General features: G+C 68.4%; 13 protein-coding genes. 6 read left to right on the top strand and 7 right to left on the bottom strand.

Annotated features, from left to right (window positions below):
* Positions 1 to 115: 115 nt before the first annotated feature.
* The 5 genes from AC1VNM_RS28420 to AC1VNM_RS28400 all read right to left on the bottom strand — a co-directional run bounded on the left by AC1VNM_RS28420 (position 116) and on the right by AC1VNM_RS28400 (position 6,165).
* Complete coding sequence (locus AC1VNM_RS28420; RefSeq protein ID WP_483109131.1) at positions 116 to 1,012, bottom strand: urease accessory protein UreD; 897 nt, start codon at positions 1,010 to 1,012, stop codon at positions 116 to 118.
* 28 nt (positions 1,013 to 1,040) lie between these two features.
* The gene (locus AC1VNM_RS28415) at positions 1,041 to 2,639 is read right to left on the bottom strand and encodes an ABC transporter substrate-binding protein (RefSeq protein ID WP_483109130.1); all 1,599 of its coding nucleotides are present in this window, start codon (positions 2,637 to 2,639) and stop codon (positions 1,041 to 1,043) included.
* 223 nt (positions 2,640 to 2,862) lie between these two features.
* Positions 2,863 to 3,897, bottom strand: a complete 1,035-nt coding sequence (locus AC1VNM_RS28410; protein ID WP_483109129.1) for an SDH family Clp fold serine proteinase — start codon at positions 3,895 to 3,897, stop codon at positions 2,863 to 2,865.
* 120 nt (positions 3,898 to 4,017) lie between these two features.
* The gene (locus AC1VNM_RS28405; protein WP_483109128.1) at positions 4,018 to 5,298 is read right to left on the bottom strand and encodes a cyclic di-GMP phosphodiesterase; all 1,281 of its coding nucleotides are present in this window, start codon (positions 5,296 to 5,298) and stop codon (positions 4,018 to 4,020) included.
* 144 nt (positions 5,299 to 5,442) lie between these two features.
* Positions 5,443 to 6,165: a c-type cytochrome gene (locus AC1VNM_RS28400; RefSeq protein ID WP_483109127.1), complete on the bottom strand. Its 723-nt coding sequence runs from the start codon at positions 6,163 to 6,165 to the stop codon at positions 5,443 to 5,445.
* Positions 6,166 to 6,252: 87 nt separating this feature from the next.
* Between AC1VNM_RS28400 and AC1VNM_RS28395 the strand changes: the two genes are divergently transcribed.
* The 4 genes from AC1VNM_RS28395 to AC1VNM_RS28380 all read left to right on the top strand — a co-directional run bounded on the left by AC1VNM_RS28395 (position 6,253) and on the right by AC1VNM_RS28380 (position 10,319).
* Complete coding sequence (locus AC1VNM_RS28395; RefSeq protein ID WP_483109126.1) at positions 6,253 to 7,095, top strand: AAA family ATPase; 843 nt, start codon at positions 6,253 to 6,255, stop codon at positions 7,093 to 7,095.
* A gap of 85 nt (positions 7,096 to 7,180) precedes the next feature.
* Positions 7,181 to 7,405, top strand: coding sequence for a hypothetical protein (locus AC1VNM_RS28390; protein ID WP_483109125.1), 225 nt, complete (start codon positions 7,181 to 7,183; stop codon positions 7,403 to 7,405).
* A gap of 74 nt (positions 7,406 to 7,479) precedes the next feature.
* Positions 7,480 to 8,088 (top strand): GNAT family N-acetyltransferase, encoded by a 609-nt coding sequence (locus AC1VNM_RS28385; RefSeq protein WP_483109124.1) that lies wholly within the window; start codon positions 7,480 to 7,482, stop codon positions 8,086 to 8,088.
* Entirely contained in the window at positions 8,088 to 10,319 is a 2,232-nt protein-coding gene (locus AC1VNM_RS28380) for a S9 family peptidase (protein ID WP_483109123.1), read from the top strand. Before AC1VNM_RS28385 ends, AC1VNM_RS28380 begins: the two co-directional genes overlap by 1 nt.
* Here AC1VNM_RS28380 and AC1VNM_RS28375 read toward each other — a convergent pair.
* Entirely contained in the window at positions 10,228 to 10,977 is a 750-nt protein-coding gene (locus AC1VNM_RS28375; RefSeq protein ID WP_483109122.1) for an MHFG family PEP-CTERM protein, read from the bottom strand. The genes AC1VNM_RS28380 and AC1VNM_RS28375 overlap by 92 nt on opposite strands.
* Before the next feature lie 390 nt (positions 10,978 to 11,367).
* The gene (locus AC1VNM_RS28370) at positions 11,368 to 12,660 is read right to left on the bottom strand and encodes an EAL domain-containing protein (protein ID WP_483109121.1); all 1,293 of its coding nucleotides are present in this window, start codon (positions 12,658 to 12,660) and stop codon (positions 11,368 to 11,370) included.
* Between the two features lie 131 nt (positions 12,661 to 12,791).
* Here AC1VNM_RS28370 and AC1VNM_RS28365 point away from each other — a divergent pair, with 131 nt between their 5' ends.
* A complete protein-coding gene (locus tag AC1VNM_RS28365; protein ID WP_431102068.1) occupies positions 12,792 to 13,985 on the top strand; it encodes a vWA domain-containing protein in 1,194 nt (397 codons plus the stop codon).
* On the top strand, positions 13,982 to 15,916 hold the full coding sequence (locus AC1VNM_RS28360; RefSeq protein WP_483109120.1) for an autotransporter assembly complex protein TamA: 1,935 nt from the start codon (positions 13,982 to 13,984) through the stop codon (positions 15,914 to 15,916). The genes AC1VNM_RS28365 and AC1VNM_RS28360 overlap by 4 nt, the downstream gene beginning before the upstream one ends.
* The last annotated feature ends 3 nt before the right edge of the window (positions 15,917 to 15,919 follow it).

Below are 15,919 nucleotides of genomic sequence, written 5' to 3'. Positions count from 1 at the left end.
AGTGTGCTGGCTACAACTCTGAGACATCGTTGCCACAACGACATGCATGGGCGTCCCCAGAGTGGGGGATGCGCGCGGGCCGGAGACTTGCCCTGGCATCGCCCTGATGCGGGGCCTACATCGCCCAGAGGCGGGGCGAGGTGCCGTCCAGGCCCCACAAGACCTGACGCCAAGCGGCCCAGCAGCGGCGCAGCAGCAGCGACACCGGCTCGACGACCGGTCCCAGCGCCCGCACCACCAGCACGCCGTCCTGCGCCGCCGTGGCGCCGGCGGTGAGGCGCAGCGGATCGGCCTCGATCAGCGCGCGGACGGCGTCCAGTGCCTGCTCGCGACGTTCGCGTCCGATCGCGGTGCCGGCGGCGAACACCAGGGTGCCCAGGCAACGGTGGCCGGCCAGTCCGAGGTCTCCGTCCATCAGCAAGGCGTCGTCCGCATCGAGCAGGCCGCGTTCGAGCCAGGCGCCCGGGATCTCCAAATGCTGCTGGAAACGTCCTGACGCATACGGCTGCCCCGCGCCGGGCAGGCCAAGCGCGGTGATGTCCCACGCGAACATTTCCGCCGTCGGCGCGAGCGTGAAGCGGGCCTCGTTGAGCGCCTCGCAGCCGGGATAGGCGATCGCCTCGAGCGGCAGCCATTCGAGCCGCGCGTGATCGCCCAGCTGCGCCTGCACGCGCTGTGTCGCGAGCGCGCCCGACGGGCTGCGATAGAAACGCGTCGCGCCCGGCGTGGTCACCAGCGCGTGCGCGCCCTCCCCCACCGTCACGGCGATGTCCAAGGTATCCCCGCCGACCAGGCCGCTGGGCGGATGCACCAGCACGCTGTGGCAGATCCCGTCGCCTTCCGGATAAAGGCTCTTCAGCAGGCGCAGCGGTCCCTCATGGTCATGGCTGACGACGCAGCGACCGCGCTCGACGCGGTAGTCGGCGCGCAGGCGGGCCAGCCACTGCTTGGCGGCCGGATCGTTGGAGGAGGCGGAAGCGGGGGAAGGCGAGGACTCGGGAGGCGCGGTCATGGGCGCGGATGTTAGGGGCATCCGCCCCTCATTTCGGCAGCGTGACCCAGGCGTAGTCCAGCCAGTTGTCGGCGCGGTGAACGGCCTTCACGCCCTGGCGCACCGCCCACGGCGCCGCCTGCCGATGCAGGGGCAGGACGTGGATCTGCTCACGGTACTCCTGCAGCGCGGCCCGGATCAGCTGCTCGCGCTTGACGGGATCGGCCTCGGTCGAGGAGGCGCCCGCGAGTTGATCGAACTTCGGATTCCTCGACCGGCCGTAGTTGTAGTAACCGGCGCCGGACGGCTTGTCGTCGCTGCGGTAGACCGGCGTCAGGATGGTCTCCGCGTCGGTGATCGCGCCGCCCCAGCCCATCAGGTAGAGGCTGGTCTCGTAGCGCTCCAGCTTGGGGAAGTACAGGACACGCGGCATCGCGTTCACCTTCACCTTCACCTTGATCTGCGCCCACATCGACGCCAGGGCGAGGCAGATGGCCTCGTCGTTGACGTAGCGGTTGTTGGGGCAGTCCAGCGTCACCTCGAAGCCGTCCGCATAACCGGCGTCGGCCATGGCCTTGCGCGCGGCGGCGAGATCGAACGGCAGGCGCGTCTCCAGCGCCGGATCGCCGAAGGCGCCGAGCGGCGACGGCGTCAGCCCGCCCGTGGGCTGCGACAGCCCGTTCATCAGCCGCTTGTGGATGGCGTCGATGTCGATGGCCTGGTACATCGCGCGGCGAACGCGCAGGTCCTGGAACGGGTTCTTGCCGCTGGGCGAGCGGCCGTACACCAGCGTGTCGCGCGCCTGGTCCATGCCGACGAAGATCAGGCGGTTCTCGAGCCCCTCGATCACCTGCACGCCCGCTGTCGCGCGCAGCCGCGGCACGTCGCGCGGCGCGGGATCGAGCAGCAGGTCGATCTCCCCCGACACCAGCGCGGCGAGCCGCGTCGCGTCGTTCGAGATCGGCGTGAACTGCACCTCCTGCACGTTGCCCTCGAAGCGGCCCCACCAGTTGGGGTTGCGCTTGTAGACGGTGCGGATGCCGGGCTGGCGGCGGACCAGCATGAAGGGGCCGGTGCCGTTCGTGTTGAAGCTGGCGAAGCTCTCCTCGTTGTCCTTGAAGCTGAGCGGCTTCGTCACCTTGTGCTGTTCGCTCCAGGACTTGCTCATGATGAAGAGCAGGTCCAGGTGCTGCAGGAAGATCGGGTTGAAGCGCGGCTGGGTGATCTCGACGGTGAGCTCGTCGAGCTTGCGCGCGGTGCCGACCGCGTTGGCGTAGACGGCGACCTGCGAGGTCGGCGCCTTGGCGCGCTGCAGCGAGAAGACGACGTCGTCGGCGGTGAACGCCGAGCCGTCATGGAACCTGACGTTGGGACGCAGCTTGAAGCGCCAGACGAGCGGGCCGACCTGCGTCCACTCGGAGGCAAGACCCGGCACGATGTTGAGCTGGCGGTCGCGGGCGGTGAGCCGCTCGTAGACCTGCGAGTTCATGCCGTTGGTCAGGCTCTCGTTCTGCGAGTGCGGGTCCATCGTCTGGGCGTCGCCCTGGCTGGCCCAGCGCAGCGTCTGCGCGTGGGCCGCCGGCGCGCCGCCGACAGCTCCCCCGACCACGCCGGCGCACAGCGCCAGCAGCATGAGCAGTCGTGTCATCCCGCGCTCCCCGACGTCGTGTGATGTCGGGGAGTGTAGGGAGCACGGGCTCAGCGGGAGGTCGGGGTCTTTCCGGACGGGTCACTGCTCATCGGGCAGTACGCGAGAAGGGACAGTGAAATTCTGGGCGTAGTGCCAAGCCCTGCGCGCAGCCTCTTCTTCCGACCACGACCCTGCAACCCCCGACGTCGGCGTGGGCATCGGCAGCCGTTTTCGATTCATATCAAACAGACCGGGGTACATCCGCAACATGGCTTCGAACATCAGCTGGCGTGAGCGCGCAAAAACTTCGTGCATGGGTTCCGTCGTGTACATGTGAAAGTTCCTTGTCGATAAACGGAAAAGGGAGCAGTTGGACCGTAGGCGCAGCGAGGGTGTTGAGCGAAGACATCGAATGGCCGAGCCGCGTCGCGACCTCGGCCACTGCATCCATCGGCTCCCGGACGTCGTAGAACAGCCGCTGAGCCTCCTTGCGATCGATCGCGAACGCATGCGATGGATATCGCCGCATCAATTCATTGATCCCGTCCGCACCGATGTTGCCGCCCTTCTGCGCCAGACGCTCCCCGTAGGCGGCGGCAATGGCCATCGCACGCGTCACCTCGACGAGCCGACGAGGATCGACCTTTTCGAGCAGCGGCCGGAACAGTCGCGCGGTCATCAATGAAGCCGCATTGACTGCCGCCTCGTTGGACAGGCCCTGGGCCGAGATGGCATGCACCGCGATGGCGAAGCTCTGTATCTGGTGTGGCAGCAGCTGGTCCAGGACGCCGCCGAACTCGAGCCCGGAGCCGCGAACCGAGAATTCGCCCACCCTCGGAACCTGCATGTCGATAGGCCCCAACTCGCCACGATCGCCCATGTGCAACACGGACGCGCCGAGCACGATCAGCGTTCCCGCGCTCTTGCAGTAGCGCGGCACGAGCGCCTCGACACGCTTGTAATGAAATCCCAGGGCCCTCGCGATACGGGACGCCGCATGCGGATCACCACCAGGCGTCTCCAATACGACAAGGACATGCTCGTTCGTGCGGTGCTCGTCGAGCACTGTGCTCAGTCGTTCATAGCCCTCGACTGTGACCGGCCCCGCATAGGTCACTACATCGAACGGCGGTGCCAGAGGCGCCGCCCTTGATCGTTGGGCCGGCACATCGTTGGCCGGCGCCACTTCCTTCATAAGAACTGCCATCAGATGCCCTCCAGCGCCATTCATCAGCGCGAGGTCTGCATCTTCGAGCGGACGCGTCAGGCGAACCATTGCCTGAACTAGGAGACTTTCACCTCAAAGATTGAGGAGCGCCACCGCTCTGAGTCAGCGGCAGCCACCAAGACTTGCTGTCATCGCGTGGACCGTCTCTCCCGAGGCGATCCCCCGGCGTCACTTCGCCGGCGCCTGCCAGAGCTCGTCGAGCCGCTGGAAGCCCCAGGTGGCCGGATCCTCGCGGCCGACGATGCGGTCCGACGCGTGGTTCGCCGACAGGTCCAGCACCTGCGTCGGGATCGGCATCTGCGACTTCGTCGAATAGAACACCCGCACCCGCGGCGCCGTCAGCGCCGTGGCGTTCTGCTCCAGCACCACCCCCAGGCGGCCCGACTGCAGCTTCACCAGCGTCCCCACCGGATAGATGCCCACGCACTTCACGAAGGCCTGGAACACCCGCGGATCGAAATGCCCCGTCCACTGCGCCATCCGCGCCAGCGACGACGCCGGATCCCACGCGTTCTTGTAGGGCCGGTTCGAGGTGATCGCGTCGTACACGTCGCACACCGCGCCCATGCGCGACAGCAGGCTGATCTGCTCGCCCGCCAGCTTGCCGGGGTAGCCCGTGCCGTCCATCTTCTCGTGATGCCGCAGCGCGACGTCCAGCGCCGCCTCGGGCACCGAGGTGCCTTCCTTGAGCATCTCGAAGCCGCGCGTCGGGTGGTCGCGCATGATCGCGAACTCGGCGTCGGTCAGCGCGCCCGGCTTGTTCAGCACGTTCAGCGGCATCATCATCTTGCCGACGTCATGCAGCAGACCGGCGAGGCCGGCCTCGCGCGTGCGCGGCTCGTCCAGACCCATCTGCCGCGCCAGCGACACCATCAGCGCGCACACCGCCACCGAGTGCATGTAGGTGTAGTCGTCCTTGGTCTTCAGCCTCGCCAGGCTGATCAGCGCCGACGGATTGCGGACCACCGAGCTCGCGACCTCCTCGACCAGGGGCAGACATTGCTCGGCGTCGATCGCCTTGCCCAGCCGGGCCTCGCCGAACAGCGTCATCACCGCGCGCTTGGAGCGCTGCATCACCTGCGTGGCGCGCTCGAGCTCCTCGCCCATCGACGCGGGCGCGGTGCTCAACTCGAGTCGCGGCGCCGCGGCAAGGACGGCGGGAGCGGCGGGAGGCTCCGTCGCCGCGGGCGCCGCGGGCGCCGCGGACGGGGCGGGCGCGGCAGCGGGCGGAGCCAGGGCCGCCTTCGGCGCCTCGGGGGCGTCGACGTCCAGGCCCTTGGACGCGTCGATCCAGCAGAACGGCACGCCGCTGGCCTTCAGCGCCTTCAGATCCTCGGGATCGGTGAGGACGAATTTCGTCTTCCAGAAAGGGTGCGACAGCCACGACCCTTCCATCCCTTGCAGATACATGCCCAGCTTCACCTGGGCGGTGGGGACCTTCTTCAGCATGACTGGCGTTTTCGTCCAGGGCAACACAGTATGGCGCCCTCCCCGGCGCACGCACAGTCAGTACAGGCAATAAAAAACCGCCCTAGCGGGCGGTTGGCTACTGCTCTTCGCTTGCACCGAGGCTGGCTCACAGCCTGCCACGGATCAACGGAACCGCGATTGCGGGACTGTACGGAGTTCGGATGGCAAGCCTGCCAAATATTGCGACAGAAGCTTCAGTTCGGCGTGACTGAATTGCTTCACCTGGCCCGCCATCACCGCGTTGGTGCGCCCGTGATACGGCTTGCCCTCGATCTGGTAGGACTTCAGCGCCACGTACAGATAGTCGGCGTGCTGGCCGGCGATCTTGGGGTAGGTGCCGTCGATCGGCTTGCTGAAGTTGGCGCCATGACAGCTCGCGCACGCGCCCTTGTCCAGCAGCTTCTTGACGTCGGCCGGCGCCTCGACCGTCGCGGGCACCGCGTCGACCTTGGCCAGGCCGGCGTAGTACTCGGAGATCTCGGTGATGTCCCGGTCGCCCAACGGCAGCGCGATGCCGCGCATGGTCGGGTGCTTGCGGTCGCCCTTGGCGTACGCCGTCAGCGCATTGGCGATGTACTTGGCGTTCTGGCCCGCGATCATCGGGACCTTGTGCACCTCGGGGAAGGTGGCCTGATAGCCGGGGATGCCATGGCAGCCGATGCACATGGCCACCTTGGCCTGCACCGGGGCCTGGGGGCCAGGTGTTGCCGCGGACGTCGCGGCGGGGGTGGTCGTCGACGGCGCTTGTCCCGGCGCGGGCGACGAAGGGGCGTTGGACTGAGCGGCTACAACAAACGCACTTCCGGCCAGCATCAACGCGAGGGAGATCTGCAGTTGTCTTCTCATGGTCCCGATCTTCTAGGATTTGGGGCGGCGCGATTATAGGGGGGGCCCTATATACTGGTTTTCACCCCTGCGCTAGAGAAGCCCCTCATGAAATTCCAAGGTTCCCAGGACTACGTCGCCACGCCCGACCTGATGCTGGCGGTCAACGCGGCCATCACGCTGACGCGGCCGCTGCTGGTCAAGGGCGAACCGGGCACCGGCAAGACGCTGCTGGCCGAGGAAGTCGCCAAGGCCCTGGGACTGCCGCTGCTGCAGTGGCACGTGAAGAGCACGACCCAGGCGCAGCAGGGCCTGTACGAGTACGACGCGGTCAGCCGGCTGCGCGACAGCCAGCTCGGCGACGACAAGGTGCGCGACATCGCCAACTACATCGTCAAGGGCACGCTGTGGGAGGCTTTCGCGTCGGACACGCCGGTGGCGCTGCTGATCGACGAGATCGACAAGGCCGACATCGAGTTCCCCAACGACCTGCTGCGCGAGCTCGACCGCATGGAGTTCTACGTCTACGAGACCCGCGAGTGGGTCCGGGCGAAACACCGGCCGCTGGTGTTCATCACCTCCAACAACGAGAAGGAGCTGCCCGACGCCTTCCTGCGCCGCTGCTTCTTCCACTACATCAAGTTCCCCGAGGCCGACACGATGCAGGCCATCGTCGACGTCCACTTCCCCGGGCTGAAGAAGGACCTGCTGGCCGTCGCGCTGAAGACCTTCTACGACGTGCGCAAGCTGCCGGGGCTGAAGAAGAAGCCCTCCACGTCGGAACTGATCGACTGGCTCAAGCTGCTGCTGGCCGAGGACATCCCGCTGGAGGCGCTGCAGACGCAGGACGACAAGGTCGCGATCCCGCCGCTGGTGGGCGCGCTGCTGAAGAACGAGCAGGACCTGACCCTGTTCGAGAAACTCGTCTACATGCAGAGCCGCAACCGCTGAGCAGGGTCAGCTGAGCAGAGTCAGCTGGGCAGGATCCGCCGAAGCCGCCGGGCCAGAACAAAATCGGAACAAGGATGAGACAGGCATGAGCCAAGACTTCAACGCCGCCTGGCGCACCGCGCTGGCCGACGCGCTGGGATTCGTCGGCGGCGGCGTGATCGGCCTGCTGGTCGGCCGCTCGCTGGGATGGGAATTCATCGGCGAGCCCGGCTGGGGGCCCACACAGATCCTGGGCCTGCTGACCATCCTCGTCGGCATGGGCGGCTGCCGCTGGCTGCTGCGCCGGCTGCTGCTCGGCAACAAGGGCTGAGGCCCGCCCTGCCCTCGCCCGTCCTTCACCCTCCCCCTTTTCCTCGCACCGCCGGCCGAGGGTCGGCTCGACTCATGACCGCACCCACCCCCTTCACCGCGCCGGTCACGCTGACCGGCCCGCATGCGCGGATCGAGCCGTTGTCGCAGGATCACCGCGAGGCGCTGGTCGACGCGGTCGCCGACGGCGAGCTCTGGAAGCTCTGGTACACCACCGTGCCCGCGCCCGACCGCATGGGCGCGGAGATCGACCGGCGCCTGGGACTGCGCGACGCGGGCTCGATGAACCCGTTCACCGTGTTCGATGCCGACGGCCGCGTCGCCGGCATGACGACCTACATGAACATCGACGCGACCAATCGCCGCGTCGAGATCGGCTCCACCTGGACCCGCGCGTCCAGCCAGCGCAGCGGGCTGAACACGCAGTGCAAGCTGCTGCTGCTGCGGCACGCGTTCGAGACGCTGGACTGCATCGCGGTGGAGTTCCGCACCAACCGCCTCAACACGCAGAGCCGCCGCGCGATCGAGCGCCTGGGCGCGCAGCTCGACGGCATCCTGCGCTCGCACGTGATCATGCCCAGCGGCCTGCCGCGCGACACCGCCGTCTACAGCATCACCGCGGCCGAATGGCCGACCATCCAGACCCACCTGCAGTGGCTACTCGACAAACCCCGGAGCGCCTGATGCCCGCCGTGAAGAAGACTCCCGCGAAGACCCCCGCAAAGACTCCCGCGAAGAAGCCCATCAAGAAGCTCGCGATCCGGAAGCCCGCCGCCACGAAGAGCGCATCGAAGAAGAACGCCTCCGCGTTGAAGACCTTCGACGTCGACGCGCTGTGGGCGCTGGCGCGCATCGGCGCGCCGAGCCTGTCGCCGGACGGCGCGCAGGCCGTCGTGCCGGTGACGCGCTACGACATGGAGAAGAACAAGGGGGCGACCGCGCTGTGGCTGCTGTCGACGCTGGGCGGCGAGCCGCGCGTGCTGACCTCCGCCGGCGAGAAGGACGGCCAGCCGCGCTGGAGCCCGACCGGCGAATCCGTCGCCTTCATCGCGCGTCGCGACCAGGAAGGCGACAAGGACGACGCACCGCAGCTCTACGTGATCCCGCCTGATGGCGGCGAGGCCCGCCGCGTGACGAAGCTGCCTTTCGGCGTCGAGTCCTTCAAGTGGTTCCCCGACGGCCAGCGCCTGGCCTTCGTGTCCTGGGTCGACCCGGGCCTGAAGGGCCAGGCCGCGCAGGCCGATCGCCGCAAGGCCGAGAAGGACCGCAAGGAATCGGCCTACGTGACCGAGGAAGGTTTCTACCGCTTCTGGGACCACTCGCTGCCGATGAACCGCGTGCCACATCTGCACGTGATCGACCTGGCCAGCGGCGAGGTCCGCGACCTGTTCGAGGGCACCGAATTCGAACTCAGCCGCGCCGAGCCCGATGCCGACACCTTCGACATCTCGCCGGACGGCCGCCGCATCGTGTTCAGCTTCGACCCGAACACGCCCAAGACGCTGGAGCACCGCAACGCGCTGGCCGAGATCGACGTCCGCTCGGGCCGCGCGCAGGTGCTGCTGCACGAGCCGGGCTGGGACCTGGTCGCGCCGGTCTACAGCCACGCGGGCCACCACATCGCCTTCATCGCCACCCACCAGGGCCTGAAGCACACGATGCCGCAGCAGCTGGCGGTGCTCGACACGCACGGCAACTGGGCTGTGCTGTCGGAGGACTGGGACCAGGAAGTCGCCGCCCCGCTGCGCTGGGACGAGGACGACCTCGGCGTGCTCTTCTGCGCCGAGGACCAGGGCCGCCGCCATCTCTACCGCTTCGACGTGAAGACGCTGCACGCGTTCCCGCTGTGCGAGGGCGGCCATGTCGGCGCGTTCGCGCTCGAGGCCGGCACGCTGGTCGTGCTGCACGACAGCGCGTCCTTCCCGCCGCAGGTCTCCGTCGTCGATCGCGAGGGCGACGCCGAGGAGCAGGTGCTGCACCGCATCGAATCCTTCAACGACGAGGCGCTCGCCTCATTGCGCTTCGGCGAGGTCGAAGAGCTCTGGTACGAAGGCGCGCTGGGCGAGCTCGTCCAGATGTGGCTCTACCACCCGCCCGGCTTCGACCCGAAGCAGAAGACCAAGGTGCCGCTGATGCAGCTGATCCACGGCGGCCCGCACACCGCCATGGGCGACAGCTGGCACTGGCGCTGGAACCACCAGGCGATGGCGTCGCAGGGCTACGTCGTCGCCTGCGTGAATTACCACGGCTCGTCGAGCTTCGGAAACCGCTTCGCCGACTCGATCACCGGGCGTTGGGGCGAGCTGGAACTGCAGGACGTGGAAATCGCGACCGACCTGCTGCTCAAGCAGCCCTGGGCCGATCCGAAGCGGGTCTTCGCCACGGGCGGCAGCTACGGCGGCTACATGGTCGCGTGGATGAACGGCCACGTGCCGGCCGGCCGCTACCAGGCCTACGTCTGCCACGCGGGCTGCTTCGACTGGACGGCGATGTTCGCGAACGACGCCTACCTGTGGCATGCCAAGGAGTTGGGCACGGCGTACTGGAAGGATCCGGCCAAGGTCGCCGCGCAAAGCCCGATCGGCTACGCGCAGCACTTCAACACGCCGACGCTGGTCATCCACGGCCAGCTCGACTACCGCGTCCCCGATGCCCAGGGCCTGGCCTACTACAACACGCTGAAGGCGCAGGGCGTCGACGCCCGGCTCGTCTGGTTCCCCGACGAGAACCATTGGGTCATGAAGCCGCGCAACTCCAGGCTCTGGTACGGCGAGTTCTTCGACTGGCTCAAGCGCCACGACACGACCGGCACGAAGGCGGGCATCAAGGCCGGCGCGAAGTCGGAGGCGAAAGCGAAAGCGGGCGCGGGAGCGAAAGCGGGCGCAAGGAGCGGCTCGAAGAAGCAGCGCGCCTGAGGAGCAGCACCAGCAACGCGAGGCCCGCCGCGGCCATCGCGAGCGTCGAGGGCTCCGGCACCGCCGGCGGCGGCAGCTGCTCGGTACGCGGTGGCAGCACGAACAGCGGCGGCGTCGGCACGGAGAACGGTGGCGGTCCCGCGGGCGGTGGCCCGATCGACACGCGCGGCGGACTCGAGAACGAACCCGGCGGCGTCTCCGGCACGCCGGTCAAGGGCGTGGGCGGCAATGTCGACAAGGGCGGCGTGTCCGCCGGCACCGGTGTCGGCGCACCGGCGCCCGGCGGATCGAAGAGCAGTTCGCCTTCGCCGGGTGGCGTGGCGCCTCCACCCCCGCCGCCGCCCGGCACGCGGGCGACGCGGCTCACGTTGCGGCACACGGTGGGCACCATCACGCAGGCCGTGCCTTCGCAATAGACCAGCGCACGCTCGCGCTGATCGTCGGACCAGCGATCCCGCGTGACGCTCGCACAGACGCGTCCCTGGCCGAAATGCATGTCGCGGATCTGCGGCTCGTAGCCCGCGTTCCCCTCGATGCGATCGCGCGAGATCTCGACGACGTCGTCGTACTCGTGCGCCCGCATCCGCGTCTTGAGGCGCTCACGCACCGCCGGCGCAAGATCGGTGTAGCGGTCGACGGCCGCGGGCACGTCGCCCATGAAGCTGTCGTGGCCCGGACGGTCCCATGAACAGGCGGCAGGCGCGGCGGCCCGCGCCGGCACGGGGGCGAGGAGCGCCCCAACCGCAAAGGCGGCAAACAGGTACTGCAGTCGTGACATGGGAGGGCGACGGCCCTGTGGGACCTCGGCAAAGTTGAACGCGAGCTTCCTTTGGCAAGACCGGGACCCGGGGACAGGTGTTGCGCAAGGCGTACTGCGTATCGCCGAGAGCGTCGCGCGACTGCGTGTGGCGCGACGGTGGGTGGCGCGACTGCGTGTCGCCAAGCGCGGGCACTCCACGGCGCAGGGGGCATCCCTCCGGGAACCCCCAGCACCATTCCGGCCCCAGCATCGCCCGTTGACTGCGGGCCTGGGTGTGCGAGGTGCTGGCTACACCTCGTCCCAGTCGAGGTCGCCGCAGAGGACGCGCAGGCGGCCATCCTGCCAGTAGGCGACGGATACGGTCACGCACATCCTGGCGCCGTGCAGGCTCAGGTAGGGGCGCGTGGTCTGGATCTCGCCGACCGTCTCGACCGCGCGGCGGAAATAGGGTCGGCGCGCCCAGCGGGCATCACCCGCACGCTCCATCGGCAGGAAACGTGGATCGATCTCCGCCGGGCCCGAGGCGGGCACCGCGCGCGCACCGATCTCCCGGCCGTCGTCGTCCAGCAGGTAGCACATCTGCGCCCCGTCCAGCTTGAGGAAGGGCTGGCAGGCCTCGACCAGCGGACGCCCCTGCTGCACCGTCTGCAGCGCCAGCGCCAGCGCCGTGCGGAACGGCGTCAGCCGGTCCAGGTGATCACGCCGCAGTTGCGCCTGGCGCTCGTTGAACAGGCGCCAGACATCCTCCAGCGCGGACACGCCCTCGCCGTCGCGCAGGAACGGCGCCGGATGGCCGAAGGCGAAACCCTGCACCAGGTCGACGTCCGCATCCATCGCGAGCTGCGCATCCTCGACGGTCTCGATGCCCTCCAGCAGCACCAGCGAACCGCACTCGTGCAGCAGCGCCACCATCTGCGAGAGAACCCGCGCCATGCGCCGCGAGCCGCGCGAGCGCATCAGCAGCGAACGGTCCAGCTTGACGATCTCCGGCCGGATCCGCCAGATGCGATCGAAGTTCGAGTGCCCCACGCCGAAGTCGTCCAGCGCCAGCAGGCAGCCGGTGGCGCGCGCGGCCTCGACCGCCTCCTCGAAGCTGTCGTCGCGAGCCATCACGTCCTCGGTGACCTCGAAGACCAGGCGGTGCGTCGGCAGGCCCAGCTGATGCACGACCTCGACCGCGCGCGCCAGCATGCGCACCTGCAGCGCCGCGTGCATGAAGACGGCCGGATGGATGTTCAGGAACAGCCAGCAGTCCGGCTGCCGCTGCGCGACGAAGTTGTGCACGTGCAGCAGGCGGCACAGGCGGTCGAGCCAGATCTGCTGCTCGAAGCTGCCGACGCCCTCGAAGGCGGTGACCGGGGTGATGGGACGGCCGCGCTCGTCCTCGACGCGGATCAGGCCCTCGTAGCCGACCGGCCGGCGGTGCGGATAGCTGTAGACCGGCTGGAACGCGCTGGTCAGCCGGTAGTTCTGGAAGCTGCCGACCCAACGGCCGCGCTCCTCGCCGACGGCGCCGTACAGCGCCTGCAGCATGCCTTCGACCTCGGCGTTGTCGTCGCCGCTGCCTGTCCCGTGATCCATTCGCCCGACCCCAACGTTGGAGGCTGCGCGGTTCCGCGACCGCGGAGCCGTGTTTGACGCCGATGCTACGCCTGGGACCCGCCGGCCGGCATGGATAATGCCCTGATGCCCCGGAGTCCAGGGGGAGGCCCATGCTGATCCAGTTCTTCTACACGCTGCGCGCCGCCAAGCTGCCCGTCTCCGTCAAGGAGTACCTGACCCTGCTCGAAGCGATGAAGGCCGGCGTGCTCGACGACACCGACATCGGTGGCAGCGGCCCCACGGTGGACAAGTTCTACGCGCTCGCCCGGACCTCGCTGGTCAAGGACGAGGCGCTGTTCGACAAGTTCGACCGCGCCTTCGCCGCCTACTTCAAGGGCGTCGAGCTGATGGGCGACCTGTTCAAGGCCTTGCCGCAGGAATGGCTGACGAAACAGCTCGAACGCGAGCTGACGCCCGAGCAGCTCGCGCAGCTGAAGGCGCTGGACTGGGACGAGCTGATGGACACGCTGCGCCAGCGGCTCGAGGAACAGCAGGAACGCCACGAAGGCGGCAGCCGCTGGATCGGCACCGGCGGCACCAGCCCCTTCGGCAACGGCGGCGCGAATCCGCGCGGCGTCCGCATCGGCGGCCCCGGCGGCCAGCGCAGCGCGGTCAAGGTCTGGGACCAGCGCGCCTACAAGGACTACGACGACAACATCGAGCTGGGCACCCGCAACATCAAGGTCGCGCTGCGCCGGCTGCGCCGCTTCGCGCGCGAGGGGTCGGAGCTGGAGCTCGACCTCGACGACACCATCCACAAGACCGCCGCCAACGCCGGCATGCTCGACATCCGCATGATCCCGGAGCGTCACAACAAGGTGAAGCTGCTGCTGCTGATGGACGTCGGCGGCACGATGGATGAGCACGTGCACCGCGTCGAGGAGCTGTTCTCCGCGGTCAAGAGCGAGTTCAAGCACCTGGAGTTCTTCTACTTCCACAACTGCGTCTACGACTTCGTGTGGAAGAACAACCGGCGCCGCTTCAGCGAGAAGACCTCGACCTGGGACCTGATCCACAAGTACAACCGGGACTACAAGCTCATCTTCGTCGGCGACGCCACGATGAGCCCCTACGAGATCCTCCAGCCCGGCGGCAGCGTCGAGTACAACAACGAGGAAGCCGGCGCCGAATGGCTGCAGCGGCTCACCGCCCATTTCAACAAGCACGTCTGGATCAACCCCGAACCGGCCGGGGTCTGGCAATACCGCCAGAGCATCTCGCTGATCCAGCAGTTGATGCAGCAACGCATGATGCCGCTCACCATGGGCGGACTCGAACAGGCGATGCGCGTGCTCAACCGATGACGGCGACGACCCTGACGCGTCCGGTGACTCATTGGCTGCGGCGCGCGCTGCCGATCTTCACGATCGGCGCGGCGCTCGCGCTGCTGGGCGGCTGCTCGCTGCTGCCCACCGACCGCAAGGCGCAGCTGAAGGTCGCGGCGACCGAAGAGGCCGATGCCAACAATCCCTACGTGACCAGCACGCGCAAGATCTCGGCCTATGAGCTGACCGTCGAGGCGCCGCCCGAGCTGCGCTCGCTGCTGATGGAGCACCTGGACCTGGCGCGCTTCCGCGACACGCCCGAGGACATGCGCCTGACCGCCGGGGAGTTGCGCCGGCTTGCCGCCGTCGCGCCCGAGCAGGCCACCAAGCTGCTGGAGACCGCCGGCTACTTCAACGCCAAGGTCCGGACCGAGGAAGTGGGCGACCTGTCCGACGGCGTGCGCAACCTGCGGCTGATCGTCGACACCGGCCCGCGCGCGCTGGTCCGGCAGATGGACCTGCGCATCGAGGGCCCGCTGAAGACCGCCACCGAGCGCGGCGACAAGCTCGCGGTGGCCCTCGACCGCACGTTGACGCAGAGCTGGCTGCTGCCGCCGCAGACGGGCTTCAGCCAGGGCGACTGGGCCGCCGCCAAGAACGCGCTGCTGACGCGCGCGCGGGCGCAGGGCTATCCGCTGGCCCGGATGACGCACAGCGAGGCCGTCGTGCAGGCCGACGACAACCAGGTCGACATCGCCGTCACGCTGGAGAGCGGGCCGCTGTTCACGCTCGGCGAGCTGACCGTCGAGGGCCTGAACCACCAGCCCGAGGAAAGCGTGCGCCGGCTGGCGGGCTACCAGCTGCACCAGCCCTACAACGAGAAACTGCTGCTCGACTTCCAGGAGCGTCTGGTGGGCACGCAGCTGTTCGACAGCGCCAGCGTCGAGATCCAGCCCGAGAGCGTCACCCCGCCGCCCGGCGCCGAGACCGTCGAGGTGCCGGTGACCGTGAAGATCCGCGAGGCCGCGCGCCAGCAGGTCACGCTGGGCGTCGGCTACCGGACCGTCGACGGCCCGAGCGCCAACATCGAATACACGCACCGCAAGCCCTTCGGGCTCAACATCCGCGAGCGCAGCAAGCTCGAGCTGTCGCGCGTCCGCCAGGCGCTGGACACGGAAATCAGCTCCCACCCGCAACCCAACATGCAGCGCAGCCTGGCGCTGGTGAAGGTCGAGCGCATCGACGACAACGACCAGGTCAACCTCAACCTCAGCACCCGCTTCGGTTATGCGAAGGAGACGGAGCCCGAGGACCGGCTGACCTACGTCGAGGTCATCCGGTCCTGGGAACACAAGCCGGCGGTTCCGACGACGGTGGCCGGCGCGGTGTCGCTGAACCAGCAGATGACGTGGCGGCGGCTGGACTCGCGCGTGCTGCCGACCAAGGGCTGGAGCGCCACCGCCACGGTCGGCGGCGGCTGGGCCGACAGCTCGGCGGAGAAGAACGGCCCGTTCGCGCGGGCGACCGGCAAGGTCTACTGGTACTCGCCGCTGTCGGGGCGCTGGCTGTTCTCGACACGGCTCGAGGGCGGCCAGATCCTGGCCAAGGGCAAGCTGGGCCTGCCGGAGGCGCTGCGCTTCCGGACCGGTGGCGACGACAGCGTGCGCGGCTACGGCTACAACGACCTGGGCCCGGTGAACTCCACCGGCGCGCAGACCGGCGGCCGCGTGCTGCTCAACGGCAGCGTCGAGGTCTCGCACCCGCTCACGCCGCGCATCCCGCAGCTGATGGGCGCCGTGTTCATCGACGCCGGCCAGGCCGCGCAGAACTGGGGCGACTACCACCCCGCCTGGGCCTACGGCACCGGCCTGCGTTATCGCAGCCCGGTCGGCGTGCTGCGCTTCGACTTCGCCAAGGGCAACCTGGTCGACAAGTGGCGCCTGCATTTCAGCGTCGGCATCAACCTGTAATCC

The organism is Mitsuaria sp. MSU3D, assembly GCF_056867975.1.
The sequence above is the reverse complement of the archived record's forward strand: the minus strand, read 5'-3'. Positions and strand labels throughout refer to the sequence as shown.

Excerpts from the sequence above, each read along its gene's own strand:
- AC1VNM_RS28420 (WP_483109131.1), bottom strand. The coding sequence starts at position 1,012 with ATGACCGCGCCTCCCGAGTCCTCGCCTTCCCCCGCTTCCGCCTCCTCC.
- AC1VNM_RS28415 (WP_483109130.1), bottom strand. The coding sequence starts at position 2,639 with ATGACACGACTGCTCATGCTGCTGGCGCTGTGCGCCGGCGTGGTCGGG.
- AC1VNM_RS28410 (WP_483109129.1), bottom strand. The coding sequence starts at position 3,897 with ATGGTTCGCCTGACGCGTCCGCTCGAAGATGCAGACCTCGCGCTGATG.
- AC1VNM_RS28405 (WP_483109128.1), bottom strand. The coding sequence starts at position 5,298 with ATGCTGAAGAAGGTCCCCACCGCCCAGGTGAAGCTGGGCATGTATCTG.
- AC1VNM_RS28400 (WP_483109127.1), bottom strand. The coding sequence starts at position 6,165 with ATGAGAAGACAACTGCAGATCTCCCTCGCGTTGATGCTGGCCGGAAGT.
- AC1VNM_RS28395 (WP_483109126.1), top strand. The coding sequence starts at position 6,253 with ATGAAATTCCAAGGTTCCCAGGACTACGTCGCCACGCCCGACCTGATG.
- AC1VNM_RS28390 (WP_483109125.1), top strand. The coding sequence starts at position 7,181 with ATGAGCCAAGACTTCAACGCCGCCTGGCGCACCGCGCTGGCCGACGCG.
- AC1VNM_RS28385 (WP_483109124.1), top strand. The coding sequence starts at position 7,480 with ATGACCGCACCCACCCCCTTCACCGCGCCGGTCACGCTGACCGGCCCG.
- AC1VNM_RS28380 (WP_483109123.1), top strand. The coding sequence starts at position 8,088 with ATGCCCGCCGTGAAGAAGACTCCCGCGAAGACCCCCGCAAAGACTCCC.
- AC1VNM_RS28375 (WP_483109122.1), bottom strand. The coding sequence starts at position 10,977 with ATGGGCGACGTGCCCGCGGCCGTCGACCGCTACACCGATCTTGCGCCG.
- AC1VNM_RS28370 (WP_483109121.1), bottom strand. The coding sequence starts at position 12,660 with ATGGATCACGGGACAGGCAGCGGCGACGACAACGCCGAGGTCGAAGGC.
- AC1VNM_RS28365 (WP_431102068.1), top strand. The coding sequence starts at position 12,792 with ATGCTGATCCAGTTCTTCTACACGCTGCGCGCCGCCAAGCTGCCCGTC.
- AC1VNM_RS28360 (WP_483109120.1), top strand. The coding sequence starts at position 13,982 with ATGACGGCGACGACCCTGACGCGTCCGGTGACTCATTGGCTGCGGCGC.